Annotated in this window: 7 protein-coding genes; 6 read left to right on the top strand and 1 reads right to left on the bottom strand. The window is 66.7% G+C overall.

Annotation, left to right across the window (positions count from 1 at the left end):
- Positions 1–14: 14 nt before the first annotated feature.
- From ACMGGN_RS05030 to ACMGGN_RS05005, 6 genes are all read left to right on the top strand, one after another.
- Positions 15–1,286: an aminotransferase class V-fold PLP-dependent enzyme gene (locus ACMGGN_RS05030; protein WP_115274267.1), complete on the top strand. Its 1,272-nt coding sequence runs from the start codon at positions 15–17 to the stop codon at positions 1,284–1,286.
- 12 nt (positions 1,287–1,298) lie between these two features.
- Positions 1,299–2,180 (top strand): formylglycine-generating enzyme family protein, encoded by an 882-nt coding sequence (locus ACMGGN_RS05025; protein ID WP_046785266.1) that lies wholly within the window; start codon positions 1,299–1,301, stop codon positions 2,178–2,180.
- Positions 2,181–2,254: 74 nt separating this feature from the next.
- On the top strand, positions 2,255–3,910 hold the full coding sequence (locus tag ACMGGN_RS05020; RefSeq protein ID WP_046785267.1) for a cyclic peptide export ABC transporter: 1,656 nt from the start codon (positions 2,255–2,257) through the stop codon (positions 3,908–3,910).
- 119 nt (positions 3,911–4,029) lie between these two features.
- Positions 4,030–10,443: an amino acid adenylation domain-containing protein gene (locus ACMGGN_RS05015; protein WP_414156502.1), complete on the top strand. Its 6,414-nt coding sequence runs from the start codon at positions 4,030–4,032 to the stop codon at positions 10,441–10,443.
- On the top strand, positions 10,443–18,980 hold the full coding sequence (locus tag ACMGGN_RS05010) for an amino acid adenylation domain-containing protein (RefSeq protein WP_414156501.1): 8,538 nt from the start codon (positions 10,443–10,445) through the stop codon (positions 18,978–18,980). Before ACMGGN_RS05015 ends, ACMGGN_RS05010 begins: the two co-directional genes overlap by 1 nt.
- A gap of 60 nt (positions 18,981–19,040) precedes the next feature.
- Positions 19,041–19,988, top strand: a complete 948-nt coding sequence (locus ACMGGN_RS05005) for an alpha/beta hydrolase (protein WP_414156500.1) — start codon at positions 19,041–19,043, stop codon at positions 19,986–19,988.
- 142 nt (positions 19,989–20,130) lie between these two features.
- Here ACMGGN_RS05005 and ACMGGN_RS05000 read toward each other — a convergent pair whose 3' ends face one another.
- Positions 20,131–22,665: a TonB-dependent siderophore receptor gene (locus ACMGGN_RS05000; RefSeq protein ID WP_080952081.1), complete on the bottom strand. Its 2,535-nt coding sequence runs from the start codon at positions 22,663–22,665 to the stop codon at positions 20,131–20,133.
- Between the last annotated feature and the right edge of the window lie 351 nt (positions 22,666–23,016).

Genomic DNA, 23,016 nt, shown 5'->3' with positions numbered 1-23,016 from the left:
GAGCCCTGCCTACCATGAGCAACCGCCGTAGTTTCCTGAAACAGGCCGGCCTGCTGGCCGCGAGCCTGCCACTGCTGCCCCAGGCCCTGGCTGGCGCCAGCACACCACTGAGCGGCCCCGACAAATGGCGCAACCTGCGCACGCTGTTCCCGCTCGACCCACAGGTCGCGCACTTCGCCAACTTCCTGGTGACCGCCCACCCGCGCCCGGTACAGGCAGCGATCGACCGCCACCGTGCCGCGCTGGACCGCAACCCCGCCGCCCTGATGGACTGGGAAAGCCAGTACGAATGGCAGCGCGAGGACGAGGTGCGCGAGTGGGCCGGGCGCTACCTTGAGGTCAAGCCGCGCCAGGTGGCCCTGACCGGCAGCACCACCGAAGGCCTGGCGATGATCTATGGCGGCCTGAAGGTCGGCGCCCACCAGGAAATCCTGGTCACCGAGCACGAGCATTACTCCACCCACAAGGCGCTGGCCTTCCGCGCCCAGCGCCAGGGCACCCTGACCCGCAAGATCCGCCTGTTCGACGACCCATGGACAGTCTCCACCGACCAGGTGCTGAGCACCCTGGACAAAGCCATCCAGCCGCACACCCGCGTGCTCGGCATGACCTGGGTGCACTCCGGCAGTGGCGTCAAGCTGCCGGTGGGTGAGATCGGCGCGCTGGTGCGCCAGCACAACCGCAACCGCAGCGAAGCCGAGCGCATTCTCTATGTGGTCGACGGCGTGCACGGCTTCGGTGTGGAGAACGTGCGTTTTGCCGACTTCAACTGCGACTACTTCATCGCCGGCACCCACAAGTGGATGTTCGGCCCGCGCGGTACGGGCATCATCTGCGCAGCCTCCACCGGCATGGAGCACCTCACCCCGACCATCGCCACGTTCTCCCGCGATGAAGACTTCGCCACCATCATGACCCCTGGCGGCTACCACGCCTTCGAACACCGCTGGGCCACCAACGAGGCCTTCAAACTGCACCTGGCGCTGGGCAAGGCCGACGTGCAACAGCGCATCCACCAGCTCAACAGCCTGCTCAAGGCGCGCCTCGCCGAGCACCGTCAGGTCCAGCTGGTGACACCGCGCAGCGAGCGCTATTCGGCCGGTTTCACGTTTTTCCGCATCAAGGACCGCGACGCCGACGCCGTCGCCGCCCACCTCACTGCCAACAAGGTGATGTGCGATGCGGTGTATCGCGATGTCGGCCCGGTGATCCGCCTGGCCCCCAGCCTGCTCAATGACGAGCAGCAGATCGACCGGGCCATGGCCCTGATTACCCAACAACTCTGACAAGGCATCACCATGACCGCTTCCCTGCATCGCCTGACCCTGGCCGGCCTGCTGGCCGCCTGCAGCCTGCCGGCCCTGGCAGCACAAACCGCCGATACCCCTGGCACGGTGTTCCGTGACTGCGACAAGCTCTGCCCGGAGATGGTGGTACTGCCCGCCGGCACCTTCAACATGGGCACCCCGGCCGACGAAATGGGGCGCCAGGATGACGAAGGTCCGCAGCATGCGGTGACCTTCGCCAAGCCCTTCGCCATCAGCCGCTTCCAGGTGACCGCCGAGCAATGGGACGGCTACCTCGAGGCTACGGGCACACGCATCGCCGACGGCGACGATCGCCCTGGCCGCCGCTGCACCGCCAGCAAGCCCAGTTACAAACAGGGCCCGCAGCAACCGGCAGTGTGCATGAGCTACCACGATGTGCAGGACTACGTGGCCTGGCTGTCGAAAAAGACCGGCAAGCATTACCGCATGGTCAGCGAGGCCCAACGCGAATATGCCGCACGCGGCGCCAGCACCGGTATGTTCCCCTTCCCGATCGACCCGGACAGCACCCTGGAAATCAGCCAGCACGCCAACGTCTATGGCCCCAAGGATGGCTACAGCTATAGCTCGCCCGTGGGCAGTTACCCGGCCAACGCCTTTGGCGTGTACGACATGCACGGCAATGTCTACGAATGGGTCGCCGACTGCTACCACAACAGCTATGAAGGCGCCCCGGCCGACGGCAGTGCCTGGGGCCAGGCCAGCCGGGCCAAGGACAGCTGCAAGGTGGTAAGTATCCGCGGCAACGACTGGGGCGAGGCGCCGATCTTCTCCCGCTCCGGCAACCGCAACACCAATTTCCCGGGCCGCCTGGGTGACTGGCTGGGTGTGCGGGTGGTCCGCGACCTGTGACGGTACGCGGTTAAATTGCCCCGCGGGCCACTCGTCATAACGATGTACTTTTGCCTCTGATCCAGGAATTCAACATGACCTCCAAAACCCGCGGGGCGCTGAGCGAGCTATTCACCCTGCTCAAACCGTTCTGGCCGATCGTCACCCTGTCGGTCGTCATGGGCATGGTCGGCGGCCTGAGCGTTACCGCACTGCTGGCCACCATCAACAGTGGCCTGCACGCCGACGGCGGCCTGAGCAACAGCGTGATCCTCGGCTTCGCCGGGCTGTGTGCGCTGGCTCTGGCCAGCTCGATCTGCTCCGACATCGGCACCAACTACGTCGGCCAGCACATCATCGCCAAACTGCGCAAAGCCCTGGGCGAGAAGGTGCTGTCGGCCCCGATCGAGCAGATCGAACGTTTCCGCAGCCACCGCCTGATCCCGGTACTGACCCATGACGTCGATACCATCAGCGACTTCGCCTTCGCCTTTGCGCCCCTGGCGATCTCGCTGACCGTAACCCTTGGCTGCCTGGGTTACCTGGCCACCCTGTCACTGCCGATGTTCCTGATGATGCTGCTGGCAATCGGTATCGGCAGTGTCGTCCAGTACATCGCTCGAGGCCGTGGCATCAAAGGCTTCATGGCGGCGCGCGACGCGGAAGACCGGCTGCAGAAGCACTACCACGCCATCGCCGAGGGGGCCAAGGAGCTGCGCATCCACCGCCCGCGGCGCCAGCGCATGTTCCGCCAAGGCATCCAGGACACCGCCGACGCGATCTGCGCCACTCAGGTCCGCTCGATCAACACGTTCGTCATTGCCAAGAGCTTCGGCTCCATGCTGTTCTTCGTGGTCATCGGCCTGGGCCTGACCCTGCAGTTCCTCTGGCCAAGCGCCGACCCCAAGGCCATCAGCGGCTTCGTGCTGGTGCTGCTGTACATGAAAGGCCCGCTGGAACACCTGATCGGTACCTTGCCGGTGGTCAGCCGCGCGCAAATCGCCTTTCGCCGTATCGCCGAGCTTTCCGAGCAGTTTTCTTCGCCTGAAGCGCACCTGCTGCTGGAGGACCACGGCAACAAGCCTGTCGTGGTCGACAGCCTGGAATTGCGCGAGGTGAGCTATGCCTATCAAGCCAGCCCCGGTGCCCAACCGTTCCAGGTAGGGCCGGTGAACCTGCGCATCGCCCAGGGCGACATCGTCTTCGTGGTCGGTGAAAACGGCTGTGGCAAGACCACCCTGATCAAGTTGCTGCTGGGCCTGTACACGCCGCAACAGGGGCAGATCCTGCTCAACGGCCAGGCCGTCGACGCACAGGTTCGCGACGACTACCGGCAATTGTTCACCACGGTGTTTGCCGACTACTACCTGTTCGATGATGTGGTGCAGGGGGACACGCACATCCCCGAAGACGCCAACCGCTACCTGGAGCGCCTGGAAATCGCCCACAAGGTCAGCGTCAAGGACGGTGCGTTCAGCACCACCGACCTGTCCACCGGCCAGCGCAAGCGCCTGGCGCTGATCAACGCTTGGCTGGAAGAGCGCCCGGTGCTGGTGTTCGACGAATGGGCCGCCGACCAGGACCCGACCTTCCGGCGGATTTTCTACACCGAGCTGCTGCCGGACCTCAAGCGCCTGGGCAAGACCATCATTGTCATTTCCCACGATGACCGCTACTTCGACATCGCCGACCAGCTGGTGCGGCTGCAGGCCGGCAAAGTCGTCGTCGAACACGCACCCGCCCTCGCCTGAGCCCCACCCGGCGCGCCCCACGCGCGCCGGGTGCAGCTGTTTCGTCACCTGCCTAAATCACCCCCCTGCCCCTTCGTCTCTCTCAGTACGCTTAATTCTCCAGTGATGGCGAGACCGAGATGACACCCCAGAACCAATCCACCGATGACGCGCTGCTGGCCCTGCTCTGCGAGCTCGACGAAACCGCCGCTGCCCCTGCCGGCATCGTTGCCCACGGCGCCGACCACGCGCCGCTGTCGTTCGCCCAGGAGCAGTTGTGGCTGCTCGATCAGCTCGACCCCGATGCCGCCACCTACAACCAGCCGCGCGCCTTTTTGCTCCAGGGCCCGCTGCAGGCGCAAGACCTGCAACAGGCACTGGACCGGGTCATCGACCGTCACGACATCCTGCGTACCCGCATCAACGAGGTGCAGGGCCAGCCACGCCAGCAGGTCGACCGCGCAGCGCGGCTGAACCTGCGCTGCGTCGACCTGCGCAGCCAACCACAGCACGTGCTGCGCGAGGCGCTGCACACCGAAGCCGCCACCCCGTTCGACCTCACCCAGGCCCCACTGCTGCGCGCCTGCCTGTACCAGCTGGGCGCGCAACGCCATGTGCTGGCCCTGACCAGCCACCACATCGTCAGTGATGCCTGGTCCAATCCGGTGCTGCTGCGCGACCTCTCGCAGGCCTACGCCAACGCCTGCGCCGGCAGTGACTGTCAGCTGCCTCGCCCAGCGGTGCAGTACCTGGACTTCGCCCACTGGCAGCGCGGCGTCTACCAGGCCAGCCCGGCCCACGAACGCGCCGCCAGCTACTGGCGCCAGTACCTGCAAGGTGGCCTGCAACGGCTGGAACTGCCCACCGATCACCCGCGCGACAGCCGCCCCGCCACCGCCGCCGGGACCTGCACCCTGGCGTTGCCCGCCGCGCTGTTCAGCCAGCTGCAGGCAGCCTGCCGGGCCAATGGCCTGACGCCGTTCATGGTGCTGCTGGCCGCTTGGCAACTGGTACTTGGCCGCCATGCCCGGCAGGAGGATTTCATCGTTGGTGTGCCCAATGCCGGGCGCACCCAGGAACAGGTACAGGACCTGATCGGCTTTTTCGTCAACAGCCAGATCCACCGGGCACGCCTGGACCCGCGCCAGTCCGTGGCCGGCCTGCTCGAGCAGGTGCGCAAGCACGCCCTGGCGTGCCTGGAACATGCCGACTATCCGCTTGAGCAAGCGCTTGCCGAACAACGCCACAGCACCAACGGCGTACTGTTCCACTGCCTGTTCAACTGGACCAGCGACAATGCCGAGCAGCCCCCGGCCGGTTTCGCAGGTTTGCACATCGAGCCCTTGCCCAGTGCGCCGACTGCCGCCAAGTTCGACCTCAGCCTCAACGTTCAGGCGGGTCGCGAGCGGCTCGGCATCAGCCTCGACTACGATGCCGCGCTGTTCGAGGCAGCCACCGCTGAGCGGCTGGGCGAGGACTGGCTGGCCATCCTCCAGGCCATGCTCGACCACCCCGAGTGCGCTATCGGTGAGCTTCATGCGCAACCTGCCTTGCAGCGTGAACAGTGGCTGGCGGCCGCACAGGGCCCCGCTGGCGATGCCCTCGACGGCCTGGCCGTGCACCAGCAGTTCGCACGCCTGGCGCGCAGCCACGGCGAGGCCGTTGCGCTGGTCGCCGGCGACTCGCACCTGAGCTACCGCGCCCTCGACAACGCCGCCGAGCGCCTTGCCCGCCGGCTGCAAGCCGCCGGCATCCGCCCGGGCGAGCGAGTGGCGGTGGCCCTGGAGCGCGGCGCACCGCTGATCGTCGCCTTGCTGGCCACCCTCAAGGCCGGCGCGGCGTACGTGCCGCTGGACCCCCAGTTCCCCGCCGAACGCCTGGCCTACATGCTTGAAGATTGCGGCGCCCCCCTGCTGCTGAGCCAGGCCTCGGTGCTGGCTGCCCTGCCAACGCCAGGCCAGCAGGTACTGCTGCTCGATGACTTCGACCTGCAGGCCACGCACCAGCCCGAACCGGCCCTGGCCCTGGACTGCCCACCGCAGCAACTGGCCTACGTGCTCTATACCTCCGGTTCGACTGGCAACCCCAAGGGCGTGATGGTGCCCCATGGCGCACTGTCCAATTTCGTCGCGGCCATGGCCAAAGCCCCCGGCCTGCACCCGGGCCAGCGCCTGCTGAGCATCACCACCTGCTCCTTCGACATCTTCGGCCTGGAGCTGTACCTGCCACTGTGCACCGGGGCGTGCATGGTGCTGGCCGACAAGCACACCGTGCAGGACCCGGCGGCAATCCTCGACCTGCTGATCAGCGAGCACGTCGACGTGCTGCAGGCCACCCCGTCGACATGGCGCATGCTGCTCGACAATGACCCCGACCAACGCCTGCCTGCACTGACCGCGCTATGCGGCGGGGAAGCGCTCGGCGATGACCTGGCGGTAAGGCTGCTGGCCCGTTGCGCCGCGCTGTGGAACCTGTACGGCCCGACCGAAACCACCATCTGGTCGGCGCGCCACGCACTGGCCCGCGCCAGCGCCCGCCCCGAACTGGGCCAGCCGATCGAGCGCACCGGCCTGTTGCTGCTCGACGGCAACCTGCTGCCCAGCCCCCCGGGGGTGCCGGCTGACCTGTACATCGGCGGCGACGGCCTGGCCCAGGGTTACCACCAGCGCCCCGGCCTGACCGCCGAACGCTTCGTGCCGCACCCCTATGGCAAGCCCGGCGAGCGCCTGTACCGCACCGGCGACCTGGCGCGCCGCCACGCCAGCGGTAGCCTGGACTTCCTTGGCCGGGTCGATCATCAGGTGAAGATCCGTGGTTTTCGCATCGAGCTGGGCGAGATCGAAGCGGCCCTGCTCACCCTGGACGCGGTGCGCGAAGCCGCAGTGGTCGCCCGCGACGGCGTCGATGGCGCTCAACTGGTCGCCTATGTGGTACCCGCCAGCAGGCCCGCCGACATCCAGGCATTCACCGAACACTGCCTGGCGCCGCTGCGTGAGCAACTGCCGGGCTATATGTTGCCAGCACGCCTGCACCTGTTGCAGGCCATGCCGCTGACACCCAACGGCAAGCTCGACCGCAAGGCCCTGCCGGTGGTCGATGAAAGCCCGGCGCAGGCTCGCTACCTGGCGCCGACCACTGACCTGCAACGCCAGGTTGCGGCCACCTGGGCCGAGCTGCTGAAGGCCGAACGCGTCGGGCTGGGTGATGATTTCTTCGCCCTGGGCGGCCATTCGCTGCTGGTGGCGCGGGCAGTCTCGCGCCTGCGCCATGAGCTGGCGCTGAACTTCCCCCTGCGCCTGCTGTTCGACCAGCCGCGCCTGGGCGACTTCTGCCAGGCCCTGTCGCAGCTGCAAAGGGCCACGCCGCTGGCCCTGCCGGTGCAAACCGCGCGTGACCAACTGCCGCTGTCTTACGCTCAGGAGCGCCAGTGGCTGCTGTGGAAGCTGGCCCCAGAAAGCAGCGCCTACCACATTCCCAGCGTGTTGCGCCTGCGCGGCCCGCTGGATGTCACCGCCCTGAGCCGAGCATTCGACCAGCTGATTGCCCGCCATGAAGCGCTGCGCACCTGCTTCACCCTCGAAGGTGAACGGCCGCGCCAGCACATCCTCGCCCCCTGGTCGCTGAACCTGCAGTGCCAGTCACTTGAAGAGAGCCAGTGCCAAGCCTTTATCGCAGGCCTGCTCGGCCAGCCCTTCGACCTGGCCAACGGCCCGCTGCTGCGTGTAGGGCTGGCGCGCCTGGCGGCCGACCACCACGTGCTGGTGCTGGTGCAGCACCACATCGTCTCCGACGCCTGGTCGATGCAGGTGATGGTCCGCGAGCTGTGCGCGCTCTATCAAGGCCAGGCCTTGCCCGCACTGGCACTGCAATACGCCGACTTCGCTGCCTGGCAGCGTCGCTGGCTGGATGACGGCGAGCGCGAGCGCCAGCTGGCCTACTGGCGCACACGCCTGGCCGGCGAGCAACCGGTGCTCGAGCTGCCCTGCGATCACCCCCGTCGCGACAACGCCAAGCGCCCGGCAGCACGCTTGCATCTGGTATTGCCCACGGCACTGGGCGAAACCGTGCAACGCTTCGCCAGCGCGCACCAGGCGACAGTTCCGATGGTGCTGCTGGCGGCCTGGCAGGCCCTGCTGCACCGCTACACCGGCCAGCCGGACATCCGCATCGGCGTACCGGTGGCCAACCGCAACCGCCTGGAAACCGAGCAATTGATCGGCTTCTTCGTCAACACGCTGGTGCTGCGCGCCGACTGCACGGCCGACCTGTCGTTTGCCGGGCTGCTGGCGCAGACCCGCCAGGCCATGGTCGAAGCCCAAGACCACCAGGACCTGCCCTACGAGCAACTGCTCGAAGCCCTGCTGCCCCAGCGCGGCCCGCAACAGGGCTTGTTCCAGGTGCTGTACAACCACCACCAGGCGGCCGATGCCGCGCCACTGGGTGCGCTGCACCTGGAGGCACTGGACAGCCAGCCGCAGGAGGCCCAGTTCGACCTGGCGCTAAGCACGGCCCAGGGTGAACACGGCCTCAGCGCCAGCTTTACCTACGACCGCACGCTGTTCGACGCCACCACCCTGCAACGCCTGGCCAGGCACTGGCTGAACCTGCTCGAACAGGCCCTGGCCCAGCCAGGGCTGCCGCTCGCACGACTGGCCCTGATGGACCCGGCCGAACGCTTGCAGGTCCAGGACGCCTGGAACGGCGCGCCGGTCGCCCACCCACAAACGCAAGCGCTGGCGGCACGCATCGAAGCCCAGGTACAACGGCAGCCGCAGGCTGTTGCCCTGCGCTATCAGGGCCAGGCCTTGAGCTACGCCGAGCTCAACCAGCGCGCCAACCGCCTGGCACACCGCCTGATCGCGGCGGGCGTGGGCGCCGAGGTGCCGGTGGGCCTGGTGGCAGAGCGCGGCTTCGCGATGATCGTCGGCTTGCTGGCCATCCTCAAGGCCGGCGGCGCCTACGTGCCGCTCGACCCCGCGCACCCGGCAGAGCGCCTGGCTTTCGTGGTCCGCGACAGCGGCATCAAGGTGCTACTCGACCAGCCAGGCCTGCTCGCCGAACTGCCAGAGTACGACGGGCTGCTGCGCCTGAACCTGGAGGCCGGCTACGACGACCAGCCGGTGGACAATCCCGCGCCGCGCAGCAGCGTCGACAACCTCGCCTACATCATCTACACCTCCGGCTCCACCGGCCTGCCCAAAGGTACGCTGCTCAGCCAGCGCAATGTCCTAAGGCTGTTCAGTGCCTGCGATCGCTGGTTCCGCTTCGACCACAATGACGTCTGGACCCTGTTCCACTCCTTTGCCTTCGACTTTTCGGTGTGGGAGATCTTCGGTGCGCTCCTGCATGGAGGCCGCCTGGTGATCGTGCCGCAGGCCTTGAGCCGCGACCCGCAGGGCTTCCTGCAACTGCTGGTGGACGAGCGTGTAAGCGTACTCAACCAGACACCTTCGGCTTTCAAACCACTGACCCAGGCCGCGTGCAGCGCCACCTCGGCAGACCTTGCCCTGCGCCTTGTGATCTTCGGCGGCGAAGCGCTCGACGTGGCTGCACTGCGCCCCTGGTTCGAGCGCTTCGGCGCACAGCGGCCACAATTGGTGAACATGTACGGCATCACCGAAACCACTGTGCACGTCACCTATCGACCGATTGGCCTGGATGACCTGAACCGCACGGTGAGCCCGATCGGCGAACTGATCGACGACCTCAGCGGCTACCTGCTCGACGGCGAACTCGAGCCGGTTCCGGCGGGCTGCGTCGGCGAGCTGTACATCGGCCAGGCGGGCCTCGCCCGAGGCTACCTCAACCGCGCCGGGCTGAGCGCCACGCGCTTCATCGCCAACCCGTTCTCCACCCAGCCCGGCAGCCGCCTTTACCGCACCGGCGACCTGGCGCGCCGCCGTAGCGACGGCACCCTCGAATACATCGGGCGCATCGACCAACAGGTGAAGGTCCGCGGCTTCCGTATTGAACTGGGCGAAGTCGAGGCCAGCCTGCTAGCGCAGCCGACGGTGGCGCAGGCAGTGGTGATCGCCGACCAGGGGCCCGCCGGCACCCGCCTGCTCGCCTACCTGGTGGCGCATGCAGGCCAGGGCGGCGACACCGGCGCCCTGCGCGCCGCGCTCAAGGCGCAGCTCCCCGACTACATGGTGCCGGCCCATTGCATGTGGCTCGAACAGCTGCCCCTGACCGTCAACGGCAAACTCGACCGCAGTGCCCTGCCGGCACCAGCCGACAGCAACGCCCAACGCACCTTCCGCGCCCCCCACACACCGTTGCAGGAGCAACTGGCCGGCATCTGGCAACAGGTGCTCGGCGTGCAGGCCGTGGGCCTGGACGACGACTTCTTCGAGCTGGGCGGCCATTCGCTGCTGGTGATCAACGTGGTCTCGCGCATCCAGCTGGAGCTGGGCCGCGAGCTGACCCCTCAGGCCCTGTTCCAGCATCCGACCCTTCAAGCCCTGGCGCTTCAACTGGACACCACTACAACTGCGGTCGATGAAAACAAGCTCGACACCCTCGAAGCCTGGCTCGACGAAATGGAGGAACACTGATGGACAGCACTGCCGCTTCGAGAATTGCCAAGCGCTTTGTCCTGCTGCCGCTGGAAAAGCGCCGGCAGTACCTGTTGAAGATGCGCGAGGAAGGCCTGTCGGTGGCCAGCCTGCCGATCCCTCAGGTACGTGAAGCGTTCGACCGCCTGCCGTTGTCGTTCGCCCAGCAACGTCAATGGTTCCTCTGGCAGTTCGACCGCCAGGCCAGCGCCTATCACATCCCCTGCGCCCTGCGCCTGCGCGGCGCCCTGAACGTCGCTGCGCTGCAGGCCAGCCTTGAGGCGCTGGTGCGCCGCCATGACAGCCTGCGCACGCGTTTCATCGAAGACGAGCAAGGCGTCGCGCAGCAGGTCGACAGCACCGTCGCGCTGGCACTGACGCTCACCACGCTCGATGAGCAGGCCGTACAGGCCCATATCCAGGCGCGGGTACGTGAACCTTTCGACCTGGCCTGCGGCCCATTACTGCGTGCCGAGTTGCTGCAAGTGGGCAGCGATGACCATGTGCTGCTGCTGGTGCAGCACCACATCATCAGCGACGGCCGCTCGATGCAGGTGATGGTCAAGGAGCTGACCCACTGCTACGCCCGCTTCAGCCAGGGCCTGACCAGCCAGTTGCCAGAACCACAGCTGCAGTACGCCGACTACGCCATCTGGCAACGCCACTGGATGGAAGCCGGCGAGCAGGAACGCCAGCTCGACTACTGGCGCCAGCGCCTGGGCAGCGCAGTGCCAGTGCTGGAACTGCCATTGGACCGGCCACGCCCGAGCGTGCAGCGATTCGACGGTGCGCGCCTGCCGCTGGCCATCCCGCCGGCCCTGGCCCTGGCCGTGCGCCAGCTGGCCCAGGCACGCCAGGCCACACCGTTCATGGTGCTGCTGGCCTCGTTCATGGCCCTGCTGCACCGCTATACCCGCCAGCAGGACATCCGCGTCGGCGTGCCCAGCGCCAACCGCAACCGGGTCGAGGCCGAAGACCTGATCGGCTTCTTCGTCAACACCCTGGTCATCGATGCCCAGTGCCAGCCAACCCTGTCCTTCGAGCAGTTGCTCGACCAGGTCAAAGCCGCCACCTTGCAGGCCCAGGCCCACCAGGACCTGCCTTTCGAGCAACTGGTCGAGGCCTTGCAGCCCGAGCGCAACCTCAGCCACAACCCGTTGTTCCAGGTCATGTTCAACCATCAGGTCGGCGCGCCCCAGCCGAACGAAACGGCCCTCGGCCACGGCCTGGCCATCGAGCCGCTGCCACTGGCAGGCGAGACCGCGCAGCTGGACCTGACCCTCAACACCTTTGAGGACGCCCAGGGCTTGAGTGCGAGCCTGACCTACGCCACAGCCCTGTTCGACCACACGTCCATCCAACGCCTGGGCGACCACTGGCTGCGCCTGCTGGCGCAAGTGGTGCATGCCCCGCAGCAGGCGCTTGGCGAGGTGACACTGCTGGCCGATGAAGAACGCCAGCGCTTGCTCACCCAGTGGAACGCCACCACCCACGCCTACCCTGCCACGCCGTCGATCCATGCCTTGGTCGAAGCCCAGGCACGCCGCACACCCGATGCCACCGCACTGCTGTTCGGCGACAGCGCGCTGAGCTACGCCCAGCTCAACCGTCAGGCCAACCGGCTGGCCCACGCCCTGATCGCCCAAGGCGTGCGCCAGGACACGCCGGTCGGCATCGCCGCCGAGCGCAGCCTGGAACTGGTGGTTGGCCTGCTGGCCATCCTCAAGGCCGGCGGCGCCTACGTGCCGCTCGACCCGGAATACCCCGCCGAGCGCCTGAGCTACATGGTCGAAGACAGTGGCATCGGCCTGCTGCTGACCCAGTCGCACCTGCGCGATCGCCTGCCGCTGCCGCCCCGGCTGCCCGTGCTCCTGCTCGACCAGGCGTTGGCTGCGCAGCCCGAGCACGATCCGCAGCTGCCGTGCGCGCCCGAGCAACTGGCCTACGTCATCTACACCTCCGGCTCCACCGGCCGCCCGAAAGGCGCGGGTAACAGCCACCAGGCCCTGGCCAACCGACTGCAGTGGATGCAGGCGGCCTACGGCCTGGATGCCAGCGACACAGTGCTGCAGAAGACCCCCTTCAGCTTCGACGTGTCGGTGTGGGAGTTCTTCTGGCCGTTGATCACCGGCGCCCGCCTGGCCATCGCCGCACCGGGTGACCACCGCGACCCGGCGCGCCTGGTACAACTGATCGTCCAGCATCAGGTCACCACCCTGCACTTTGTGCCCTCGATGCTGCAGGCCTTCCTGCTCGACGACCAGGTTGCCCGCTGCAGCAGCCTGCAGCGCATCGTCTGCAGTGGCGAAGCACTGCCGGTGGAGGCGCAGCAGCAAGTATTCGCGCAACTGCCGCAGGCCCGCTTGTACAACCTGTACGGGCCCACCGAAGCGGCCATCGACGTCACCCACTGGACCTGCCGTGACGAGGGCAAGACCGGCGTACCGATTGGTAAACCGATCGCCAACCTGGCCTGCTGGATCCTCGATGCCGGCCTGCAGCCGCAACCCGCGGGCGTCATCGGTGAGCTGTACCTGGGCGGCGTGGGCCTTGCCCGCGGTTATCACCAACGCCCGGCACTGACCGCCGAGCGTTTCGTTGCCTGCCCGTTCCAGCCTGGCGCACGCATGTACCGCACGGGCGACCTGGCGCGCTACCGCGCCGATGGCGTGATCGAGTACTGCGGGCGCATCGACCACCAGGTAAAAATCCGCGGCCTGCGCATCGAACTCGGCGAGATCGAAGCGCGCCTGATGGAGCAACCCGCCATCCACGAGGCCGCCGTGCTGGCCGTGGACAACCAGCTGGTCGCCTACCTGGTGGCCAAGGCCGGCACACCGCTGCCGGAGCGCGAGCAACTGAGCCAGGCACTGCTGGCCCACCTGCCCGACTACATGGTGCCCAACCAGTGGTTGTTCCTGCAGCGCATGCCGCTGAGCCCCAATGGCAAACTCGACCGCAAGGCCCTGCCCGCCCCGGGGCTGGCGCAGGCACAGGCCAGCTACAGCGCCGCCGAAGATGAACTGCAGGCACGCCTGGTGCAGGTCTGGCAGCGGGTGCTCAAGCGTGAGCACGTGGGCATTGATGACAACTTCTTCGAGCTGGGCGGCGACTCGATCGTGTCCATCCAACTGGTGAGCCAGGCTCGACGCGACGGCCTGCACTTCACCCCCAAAGACCTGTTCAGCCACCAGACCGTGCGCACGCTGGCCCACGTCACCCTGACCCAGGCCGAACCGCGCGAAGCCGCGTACCTGCCCGCCAGCGGTCGCAGCCTGCTACTGCCGATGCAACAGCAGTTCTTCGCCCAGGCCGTACCGCAGGCGCAGCGCTGGAACCAGTCGGTGATGCTCAAGGCCAACCAGGCGCTGGCCCCGGCCCAGGTGCGCCAGGCACTCGCTGCGCTACTGGCCACCCACGATGCCTTGCGCCTGCGCTTTAGCCAGGTGCAAGGCGAGTGGCAGGCACGCTTTGCCCCGCACGTGCCCGACGACGACGTGCTCTGGCTGTTCGAGCCAAGCCAGGGCGACAGCTGGCAGGGCCTGTGCGACCGTGCTCAAGGCAGCCTCGACCTGGCCCAAGGCCCGTTGCTGCGCGCAGTGCAGGGGGTGGTCGACGGTGAGCAGCGCCTGCTGCTGGTGATCCACCACCTGGCCGTTGACGGTGTGTCCTGGCGCATCCTGCTTGAAGACCTCCAAAGTGCCTATTCCCAGGCGGCTGCCGGCCAGGCCTGCGCGCTGCCACCGCGCACCCTGTCGGTGCAGGACTGGGCCCTGCGCCTGCAAGCGCACGCACAGAGCCCGGCCGGGGAGCAGGAAGCCGCCTTCTGGCAACGCCAGTGCGCCGATATCGACAGCACGCTGCCGGTGATCGATGCCGACGCTGCGCTGCGCCTGCGCGACAGCCGCAGCGTCACCACCCATCTGGATGCCGCGACCACCACGCGCCTGCTCAAGGATTGCCCGGCCGCCTACCGCACGCAGATCAACGACCTGCTGCTGGCCGCCCTCGCCCGCGTGCTGCAACGCTGGACCGGCGCCGGAGACCATCTGGTGGAACTCGAAGGCCATGGCCGCGAAGCCTTCGCCGACTTCGAGGCCGACCTGACCCGCAGCGTCGGCTGGCTGACCAGCCTCTACCCGGCCCGCATCAGCGCCGGCAGCTCGCTGGCCGAAGCGATCATGCTGACCAAGGAACACTTGCGCGCCCTGCCGGGCAAAGGGGCTTTCTTCGGTGCCCTGCGCAGCTTCGCCAGCCCGGCAATACGTGAGGCCTTGGCCGCGCTGCCCGCTGCGCGTATCACCTTCAACTACCTGGGCCAGTTCGACAGTGGCAACGACGATGCCGCCACGCTGATGCGGCCGATCCCGGCAGACAAAGGCCGCGAACACAGCGCCGATGCACCGCTGCAGAACTGGCTGGCACTCAATGGCCAGGTGTTCGACGGCGAGCTGCGCTTGAACTGGAGCTTCAGCCAGCGCATGTTCGAGCCGGCTCAACTGCAGCGCCTGGCCGATGACTACGCCGCCGAGTTGCGCGAGGTCGTGGCCCTGTGCGGCCAGGGCGTGCGCCGGGGCCTGACCCCTTCGGACGTGCCGCTGGCCCGCCTGAGCCAGGCCCAGCTGGCCCTGTTGCCCTTCGCCTGCGACCAGGTCGAGGACATCTACCCGCTGTCCACCGTGCAGCAGGGCATGCTGTTCCACACCCAGGATGCCGGTGCCGGGGACTTCTACATCAACCAGACCAGCGTCGAGGTCCAAGGCCTGGAGGCGCCGCGTTTCATCGCCGCCTGGGGCCGGTTGGTGGAGCGCCACGAGATGCTGCGCAGTGCCTTCTGGCAGGCGCCGCAGCTGAGCGAGCCACTGCAGGTGGTGCTGCGCCAGGGCCAGCTCGACGCCCGGGAGCTGGACTGGCGTGGCCAGGCCGTCGAGCCGGCGCGCCTGGCCGCCGCCGCCGAAGCCGAGCGCCGCCGCCCGTTCGACCTGCTCGCCCCGCCCCTGCTGCGCCTGTTGCTGGTGCGCCTGGATGACGAGCGCCACCAACTGATCCTGACCAGCCACCACATCCTCATGGATGGCTGGAGCCAGTCACGCCTGCTCGGTGAACTGTTCCAGTGCTACGCCGGCCAGCCGTTGCCGGCTCAGCAAGGCCGCTACAGCGACTACATCCGCTGGCTGCAGGCGCCGGCGCAACAGGCCAGCGAAGCCTTCTGGCGGCCACGCCTGGCCGAGCTGCAGGCCCCCACCCAGCTGGCCGGTGCGGCCGGCAGCCGCAGCGCCCAGGAAGGCCACGGCGCGCTCTACCTGCACTGGGACGAGCAGCGCACCACCTGGCTGCGCGAGCAGGCCCAGCGCCTGCGCGTAACCCCCAACACCCTGGTGCAGGCTGCCTGGGTGCTGCTGTTGCAACGTTACACCGGCCAACAGACCGTGTGCTTCGGCGCCACCGTGTCCGGTCGCCCGGCCAGCCTCCCGGGTGCCGACAGCCTGCTGGGGCTGTTCATCAACACCTTGCCGATCATCCAGGCACCGCACCCGGCACAAGCGGTGCAGGACTGGCTGCAACAGTTGCAGACCTGCAACCTGGAAGTGCGCGACCACGAGCACACGCCGCTGGTGGACATCCAGCGCTGGGCCCAGAGCAACGGCCAGGCGCTGTTCGACAGCATCATCGTGTTCGAGAACTACCCCATCGATGAACGCCTGCAATCGGCCGGTGCCGCCGGCCTGCGTTTCGGCGAAGCGCAACTGCGCGACGTCACCAACTACCCGATGGACTTGGCGGTGCACCTCAATACCCGCCTGCGTATCGAGTTCCTCTACCGCCTGGACCATTTCCAGGCGCAGCAGGTGCAGGCCATCCGCCGCCACTTCGAAGCCTTGCTCGAACGCCTGCTGAGCCACCCCGAGGCGGCAGTCGGCACGCTCGGCCTGCTCGACACCGTCGTGCAGCCACACGCACAGCCCTGCGATACAGCACAGCATGACCTGGCCAGCCTGATCGACCGTCATGCAAAGGAGCGTGCAGACCAGGTGGCAGTGCGCTGCGACGGGGTGCAACTGACCTACGGGCAATTGGAAGAGCAGGCCAACCGCCTGGCCTGGACCCTGCTCGAACGCGGTATCGGGCGCGAGGACCGGGTGGGCATCGCCCTGGACCGCTCGGTGCGCACCATCGTTGCTTTCTACGCGGTGATGAAGGCTGGCGCGGCCTATGTGCCGCTGGACATCGATTACCCCGCCGAACGCCTGCAGTGGATCATCGGCGACGCCGACGTGGCCCTGTTGCTGACCGACAGCGTTATCGGCGAGCGCCTGGGCATCGCCCCCGAGCGCCGCCTGGACCTGGACCGGTGCGAGCTGTCCGCGCAGCGTCACGCGCCGCAACAGCAGGCGCTGGACGATCAGCTCAGTTACATGATCTACACCTCCGGCTCCACCGGTAACCCCAAGGGCGTGGCCGTGGCCCGAGGCCCGCTGCGCATGCACTGCCAGGCGATCATCGAACGCTATGAAATGGGCCCGTCGACCCGCGAACTGCTGTTCATGTCGTTCGCCTTCGACGGTGCCCAGGAGCGCTGGCTGTCGACCCTGATCAGCGGGGGCTTGCTGGTGGTGCGTGGCAACACCCTGTGGACCCCGCAGCAGACCTGGGACGTGCTGCATGCCGAGGCCATCAGCATCGCCTGCTTCCCGCCGGCCTATCTTCAGCAACTGGCCGAATATGGCCAGGCACAACCGGCCCCGCCCCCTGTGCGCATCTACTGCTTCGGCGGCGATGCAGTGGCCGATGCCAACTTCGAGCAGGTCAAGCAGGTGCTCAAACCGCAGTACCTCACCAACGGCTACGGCCCTACCGAAACCGTGGTCACCCCACTGCTGTGGAAGGTGCCGGTGACGGCGCGCTGCGAAGCGGTGTATGCACCCATTGGCGTGGCCGTGGGCAACCGCACGCTGCATGTACTGGATGATTGCCTCAACCCGCTGCCGGCAGGCCTGGCCGGCGAGCTGTACATCGGTGGCGAGGGCCTTGCCCGTGGCTATCACCGCCGCCCGGGGCTGAGTGCCGAGCGCTTCGTCGCCGACCCGTTCAGCGCCACTGGCGGGCGCCTGTACCGCACCGGTGACCTGGTACGCCAGCGCCCGGACGGGGTGTTCGACTACCTCGGGCGTTTGGACAATCAGGTGAAGGTCCGCGGTTTTCGCATCGAACTGGGTGAGATCGAGGCGCGCCTGCGCGATATCGCCAACGTGCTCGATGCCGTGGTGGTGGCGCGCGAGGGTGCCAACGGTAAGCAGCTGGTCGGTTACGTGGTACGTGGCGACGGCGAGCGGGCTGTCATCCCGATGCTCGAGTACCTGCGCCAGGTACTGCCGGACTACATGGTACCGGCGCAACTGATGGTGCTCGATGCCTTGCCGCTAACCCCCAATGGCAAGGTCGATCGCCGCGCACTGCCCGAGCCTCTCATGTGCGAACGCCAGTACCAGGCACCGGCGGATGACCGCCAGCGTGCGCTGGCGGCGATATGGGCCGATGTGTTGGGCCTGGAGCAGGTTGGGGTGAGTGATCATTTCTTCGAACTGGGGGGCGATTCACTGGGTGTGCTCAAGGTGCTCTCGCGCTTGCGCAACCAACCGCAACTGGGCCTGAACCTGAAGCTGCGCGACCTGATCGCCCGCCCGACCATCGCCGAACTGTGCCCGGCCGAGGCGCGCGAGCAGGCGGCGCTCGACCCACTGCTGCTGCTCAACCGCAAGGTCGAACGCCAGGCACCGCTGTTCTGCCTGCATGCAGGCTTCGGCACGGTGTTCGACTACCGCGCACTGGCTCAGCGGCTGGACGGCGTTTGCAGTGTCTATGGCCTGCAGAACCGCATGCTGCTCGACCGCCAGTGGCAGGACGAGTCGCTCGAAGCCATGGCCATCGACTACGCCCAGTACATCCGCCAGAAGCAGCCCCAAGGCCCCTACCGCCTGCTGGGCTGGTCGCTGGGTGGCACCCTGGCGCTGCTGGTGGCCCGCGAGCTGGAGAGCCAGGGCCAGCAGATCGACCTGCTTGGTCTGGTTGACCCGTATGTACCGGGTGAGCCAGGTGCGGCCCTGGACGAAGACTGCGGCGGCGACCTGCGCGCTTTCCTCGCCGTGGTCAGTGGCCGCCCGGCCGACAGCCTGCCGCTGTTCCCGGTAGCGGCCAATGCCGATGCCACGCAGCTGCAGGCACTGATCGAGCGGAGCCTGGGCGCAGAGGCCATGGACGGCCTGCAAAGCAGCGAGGATCTGGCGCGCACGTTTACCGTGGCCATGACCCTCAAGGCCCTGTCGCTGCAAGTGCACGCCCTGCCTGCGGTACGCGCCAGCCTGGACTGCTGGTGGGCACAGAGCAGCGAAGCGGGCGTCTGCCAGGCCTTCGAAGCGCGCCACGCGATCCACTCCAGCCAGTGCCTGGCCGCAGATCACTACGCCATCGTCAGCCATGGTGCACTGCTCGAAACCGTGCTTCACCGCCTGCAGCCGGTGGCCGCACCAACCCTGTGAGCCTGCGCCCGGCCGCCCTGCGCGGCCGGGCCCTTATCCAACAATGTGAAGGAAACCCGAATGTCCCTGGATGGCGATCTGGAAGCGTTCCTGGAACTGGCCGACCTCGGCCGCCTGACGGGCAAGAGCCAGCCCATGCATCAGTTGGGCATCGCCCAGGCGCGGGCGGAATTTGAAAACGCCTCGCGCCTGCTCGACCCCGACCCTCCCGCCCACGTCGAGGTGCGCGCCCTGCAGTTCAGTTGCCGCGATGGTGCGCAGTTGCCCGCCCGCCTCTACGTGCGCCCGGGCGTCACGCCCAAGGCCACCCTGCTCTACCTGCATGGCGGTGGCTATGTGGTCGGCAGCCTGGACTCGCATGACTGCGTGTGCCGGCGCCTGGCCTGCCTGGGTGACTATGCGGTGTTCGCTGCGCACTACCGGCTGGCGCCGGAGCAGCCGTTCCCTACGGCCCTGCACGACTGCCAGGACGCCGCCAACTGGCTGCAGCACAGCGCCACCGAACTGGGCCTGCCGAGCGCGCTGGTGCTGGCCGGCGACAGCGCGGGGGCAACCCTGGCCACGGTGCTGGCGATCGAAGCCGCGCAACACCCGCAGGCCATGGCAGTGAAAGCGCAGCTACTGTTTTACCCTGTGACCGAAAGCAATACCCGGCGCGCCTCGCACCTGCGGTATGCCGAGGGTTATCTGCTGGAGAGCGGCACACTGGACTGGTTCTATGACCATTACCTAGGCGCCGCCCAGGCGCACAATGACTGGCGCGCCTCGCCTCTGCTGCACCCGGCGCTGCCGGCCATGGCGCCGGCGTATGTGAACCTGGCCCAGTACGACCCGTTGTTCGATGAAGGCCTGGACTATGCGCGCAAGCTTGAGGCGAGCGGGACACCGACCACCCTGCGCATAGAGGCGGGGCTGACCCACGACTTTCTGCGCATGTCGGGGATCACCGGAGCGACTGGCGAGGTGTATGCCGCGGCAGGATGCTGGTTGGAGCAGGTGCTGGCCTGATGCGAATCTGGGGCCGCTTTGCGGCCCATCGCCGGCAAGCCGGCCCACAGGTACAGCGCAGACCTCAAGAACTGCGCTGTACCTGTGGGAGCTGGCTTGCCGGCGATGGGCTGCGCAGCAGCCCTGATTGCGCTGACTGAAATCAGTACGTCGCCCGTACCGTCAGCATGAAGTTGCGTGGATCGCCATAGTAGTTGCCGTAGGTCGAGGTACCGACGGTCTGGTAGTACTTCTTGTCGAACAGGTTGTTGCCGTTGAGGGTCACGTTCCAGTGCTCGTCGATACGGTAGTCGACCATCGCGTTCCAGATCGCATAACCGCTCTGCTGGTATTCGAAAGGCACATCGGACTGCACTACGTTGCCCAGGCTGTCGTAGGTCGCTGCGGTGCCGCTGACCTTGGTCGCACTCTGGATGTCCACGCCACCCCCGACGCGGAAGTCGTTCAGCACACCCGGCAAGCGGTAGGTGGTGAACAGCTTGGCCATGTGCTTGGGCGTGACGGTGCTTAGCGCAGAGCCCGTGTCGCGGTTCTTGTTGATGTTGAGGGTGTAGCTGGCCATCATCATCCATTCCGGCAGGATTTCGCCGGAGATTTCCATGTCGATGCCCTTGCTGATGGTTTCCCCACCATTGACGTAACAGCAGTTACCGCCGAATGCCACCTGGCTCAACGGGTAGTTCGGGTCCTGCACCGCCTGGTCTTCACGCTTGGTGTAGTACAGCGCAATGCTGGTGTTGACCGCACCGCCAAACAGCTCGCCCTTGATGCCGGTCTCGTAGGTTTTGCCGGTCATCGGGTCGAGGGTGCTGCCAGAGGTCGCAGGCCCGGCCAGCAGGTTCTGCTGTGGCTTGAAGATCTCGGCGTAGCTGGCATAGGCCGCCCATTCGTCCGTCAGGTCATAGACGATGCCGCCAAACGGGGTGACTTTGGTCGGTTCGCGCATGTCCACCCGCGACTGCTGGGTCCAGGTCGACCCGGTGGCGTCTGCCGTCTGGTAGGTCTGGTCGAACTTGTAGCGCTGTGCACGGGCACCGACGATCAGGTGCAACGGCTCGGCCAGTTGCAGGCGCAGGCTCGAGTACAGGCCGTATTGGGTCTGGCTGTTGGGCTTGTAGTCGCGGCTGATGACCGGCCGGGCGCCTGGATCATCCCATGGGGTGGAATCGGGATCGAATACATTGACCGGGCCGCCGGCAGTGGTGAAGCGGCCAGTGCCGCGCCAGCGGCTGTCGATCTCTTGATAGTCGCCACCCACCACCAGGCGGTGGTCGAGGCCGAACATGCTGAAGTCGCCGGAGACGTTGACGTCCCAGAGGTTCTGCTCGCTCCACTGGGTGTTGTAGGTGCCGTAGCGGGTCACGCCGGTGCCGGTGACCGGGTTAACAGAGCCCAGCGTGGTGGCGTTGTTGGTGGTGATGGTGTCGTAGATGTTGGTGTAGCTGAGGTTGAGCTTCCAATCATCATTGAGGCGATGGTCGATCTTGGCGAAATACTCGCGGGAAAAGCCGTCCGCGTACGCCCAAGTGGTAGACAGGCCGGTATGGCGCGGCAGGCCAAGGTCTGCACCGTTGCTGTAGCGTGGCACGGCCGAGGCGGTGCCGGTCTCGTGGACCTTGTTGAAACGCAAGCCTGCGGTGAGCATGGTGTCGTCGGTGACATCGGCTTCAAGCACGCCATAGAAGAACGGCTTGTCGGTGGCCCGGTTGTCGACGAAGTACTGGCGGTCCTGGTAGGCCACCACCATACGGCCACGCAGCTTGCCATCGAAGCCCAGCGGGCCGGTCACGTCCAGCTCGCTGCGGTAGTTGTCCCAGCTGCCCGCCGAGGCGGTGAACTTGAGCTGGTAGAAGTCCAGCGGGCGCTTGCGCACCAGGTTGATGATACCGCCCGGGTCACCGGTGCCGCCAAACAGTGCGCTGGCACCACGCAGCACTTCGACATGGTCGAACTCGGCGATGTCGTAGATGTTCGACGCGTAAAAGCTGCCGGCGGTGGTGCCCAACGCCATGGGGGCGGCGCCGTCGAGCTGGATGTTCTGGATCGGGAAGCCGCGCGAATAGAAGTCCTGGATACGGAAGGTGTTGCTCTGCACGGTCACACCCGGCACGGCCTTCATCGCATCGTTGATGTCGGTGAACTGGCGGTCTTCGATGACCTGGCGGGTGATCACCGATACCGATTGCGGGGTTTCCTTCAACGAGGTCGGGCTCTTCGAGCCGACGCTGGTCAGGCCCGGTGTGTAGGAGCCGGTGTTCTCGGTAGCCTGGCCCATCCCCTGGCCCATGATGGTGGTTTCGCCGATAACCAGAGCACCGGCGCCGACATCACTGGTGTCGGTGCTGATCAACAGGACCGAATTGTTCTCGATGCGGTAGGTAAGGCCTGCGCCTTCCAGCAGTTGCGCCAGGGCCTGGTCCGGCTCCATGGTGCCGCTGACCTTGGGTGCACGCTTGCCGCTGACCAGGTCGGGCGAGTAGACCATCTGCAGGCCGGTCTGCTGGCCAAGGGCGATCAGGGCCTGGTCCAATGGCTGGGCTGCGATGTCCACCGCAACCGGCTGGGCATGGGCATGGGCCATGGCCAGGCTCAGCACCAGCGCCGAAGCCCGCAGGCTCCACTTCGATGGCCCGGCGGCCAAGGCTGCCCCCTTGTTTCGCATACGTTTGGACTTCATGTGCGCAACTGACTCCGACTGTTCTATGAGTGTGTAGGTGACGGTCTCGACGTACCGTTTCTATAAGGGCCTTACGCGTTCGAGCGACGCGTTTTCAGCGGCTTACAGGTAAGACGCACGAACGTGAAAAAAACTGATAACTTTTTTCATTTGCGTTCAATTGGTCGATGGCTCGGGGCTGCCTAACCTCGCACTCATGAAAAACCGGAAGGCTAATGCCAGTCGGTCAATAGATTTGCGGCCGCTTTGCGGCCCATCGCCGGCAAGCCGGCTCCTACAGGTTCAGCGTGGTTCTTGAGGCCTGCGCTGTACCTGTAGGAGCCGGCTTGCCGGCGATGGGCTGCGTAGCAG

Origin of the sequence: Pseudomonas sp. BNK-30, from assembly GCF_047456185.1 — a bacterium.
In the GTDB taxonomy this organism is placed as follows: domain Bacteria; phylum Pseudomonadota; class Gammaproteobacteria; order Pseudomonadales; family Pseudomonadaceae; genus Aquipseudomonas; species Aquipseudomonas putida_E.
The sequence above is the reverse complement of the archived record's forward strand: the minus strand, read 5'-3'. Positions and strand labels throughout refer to the sequence as shown.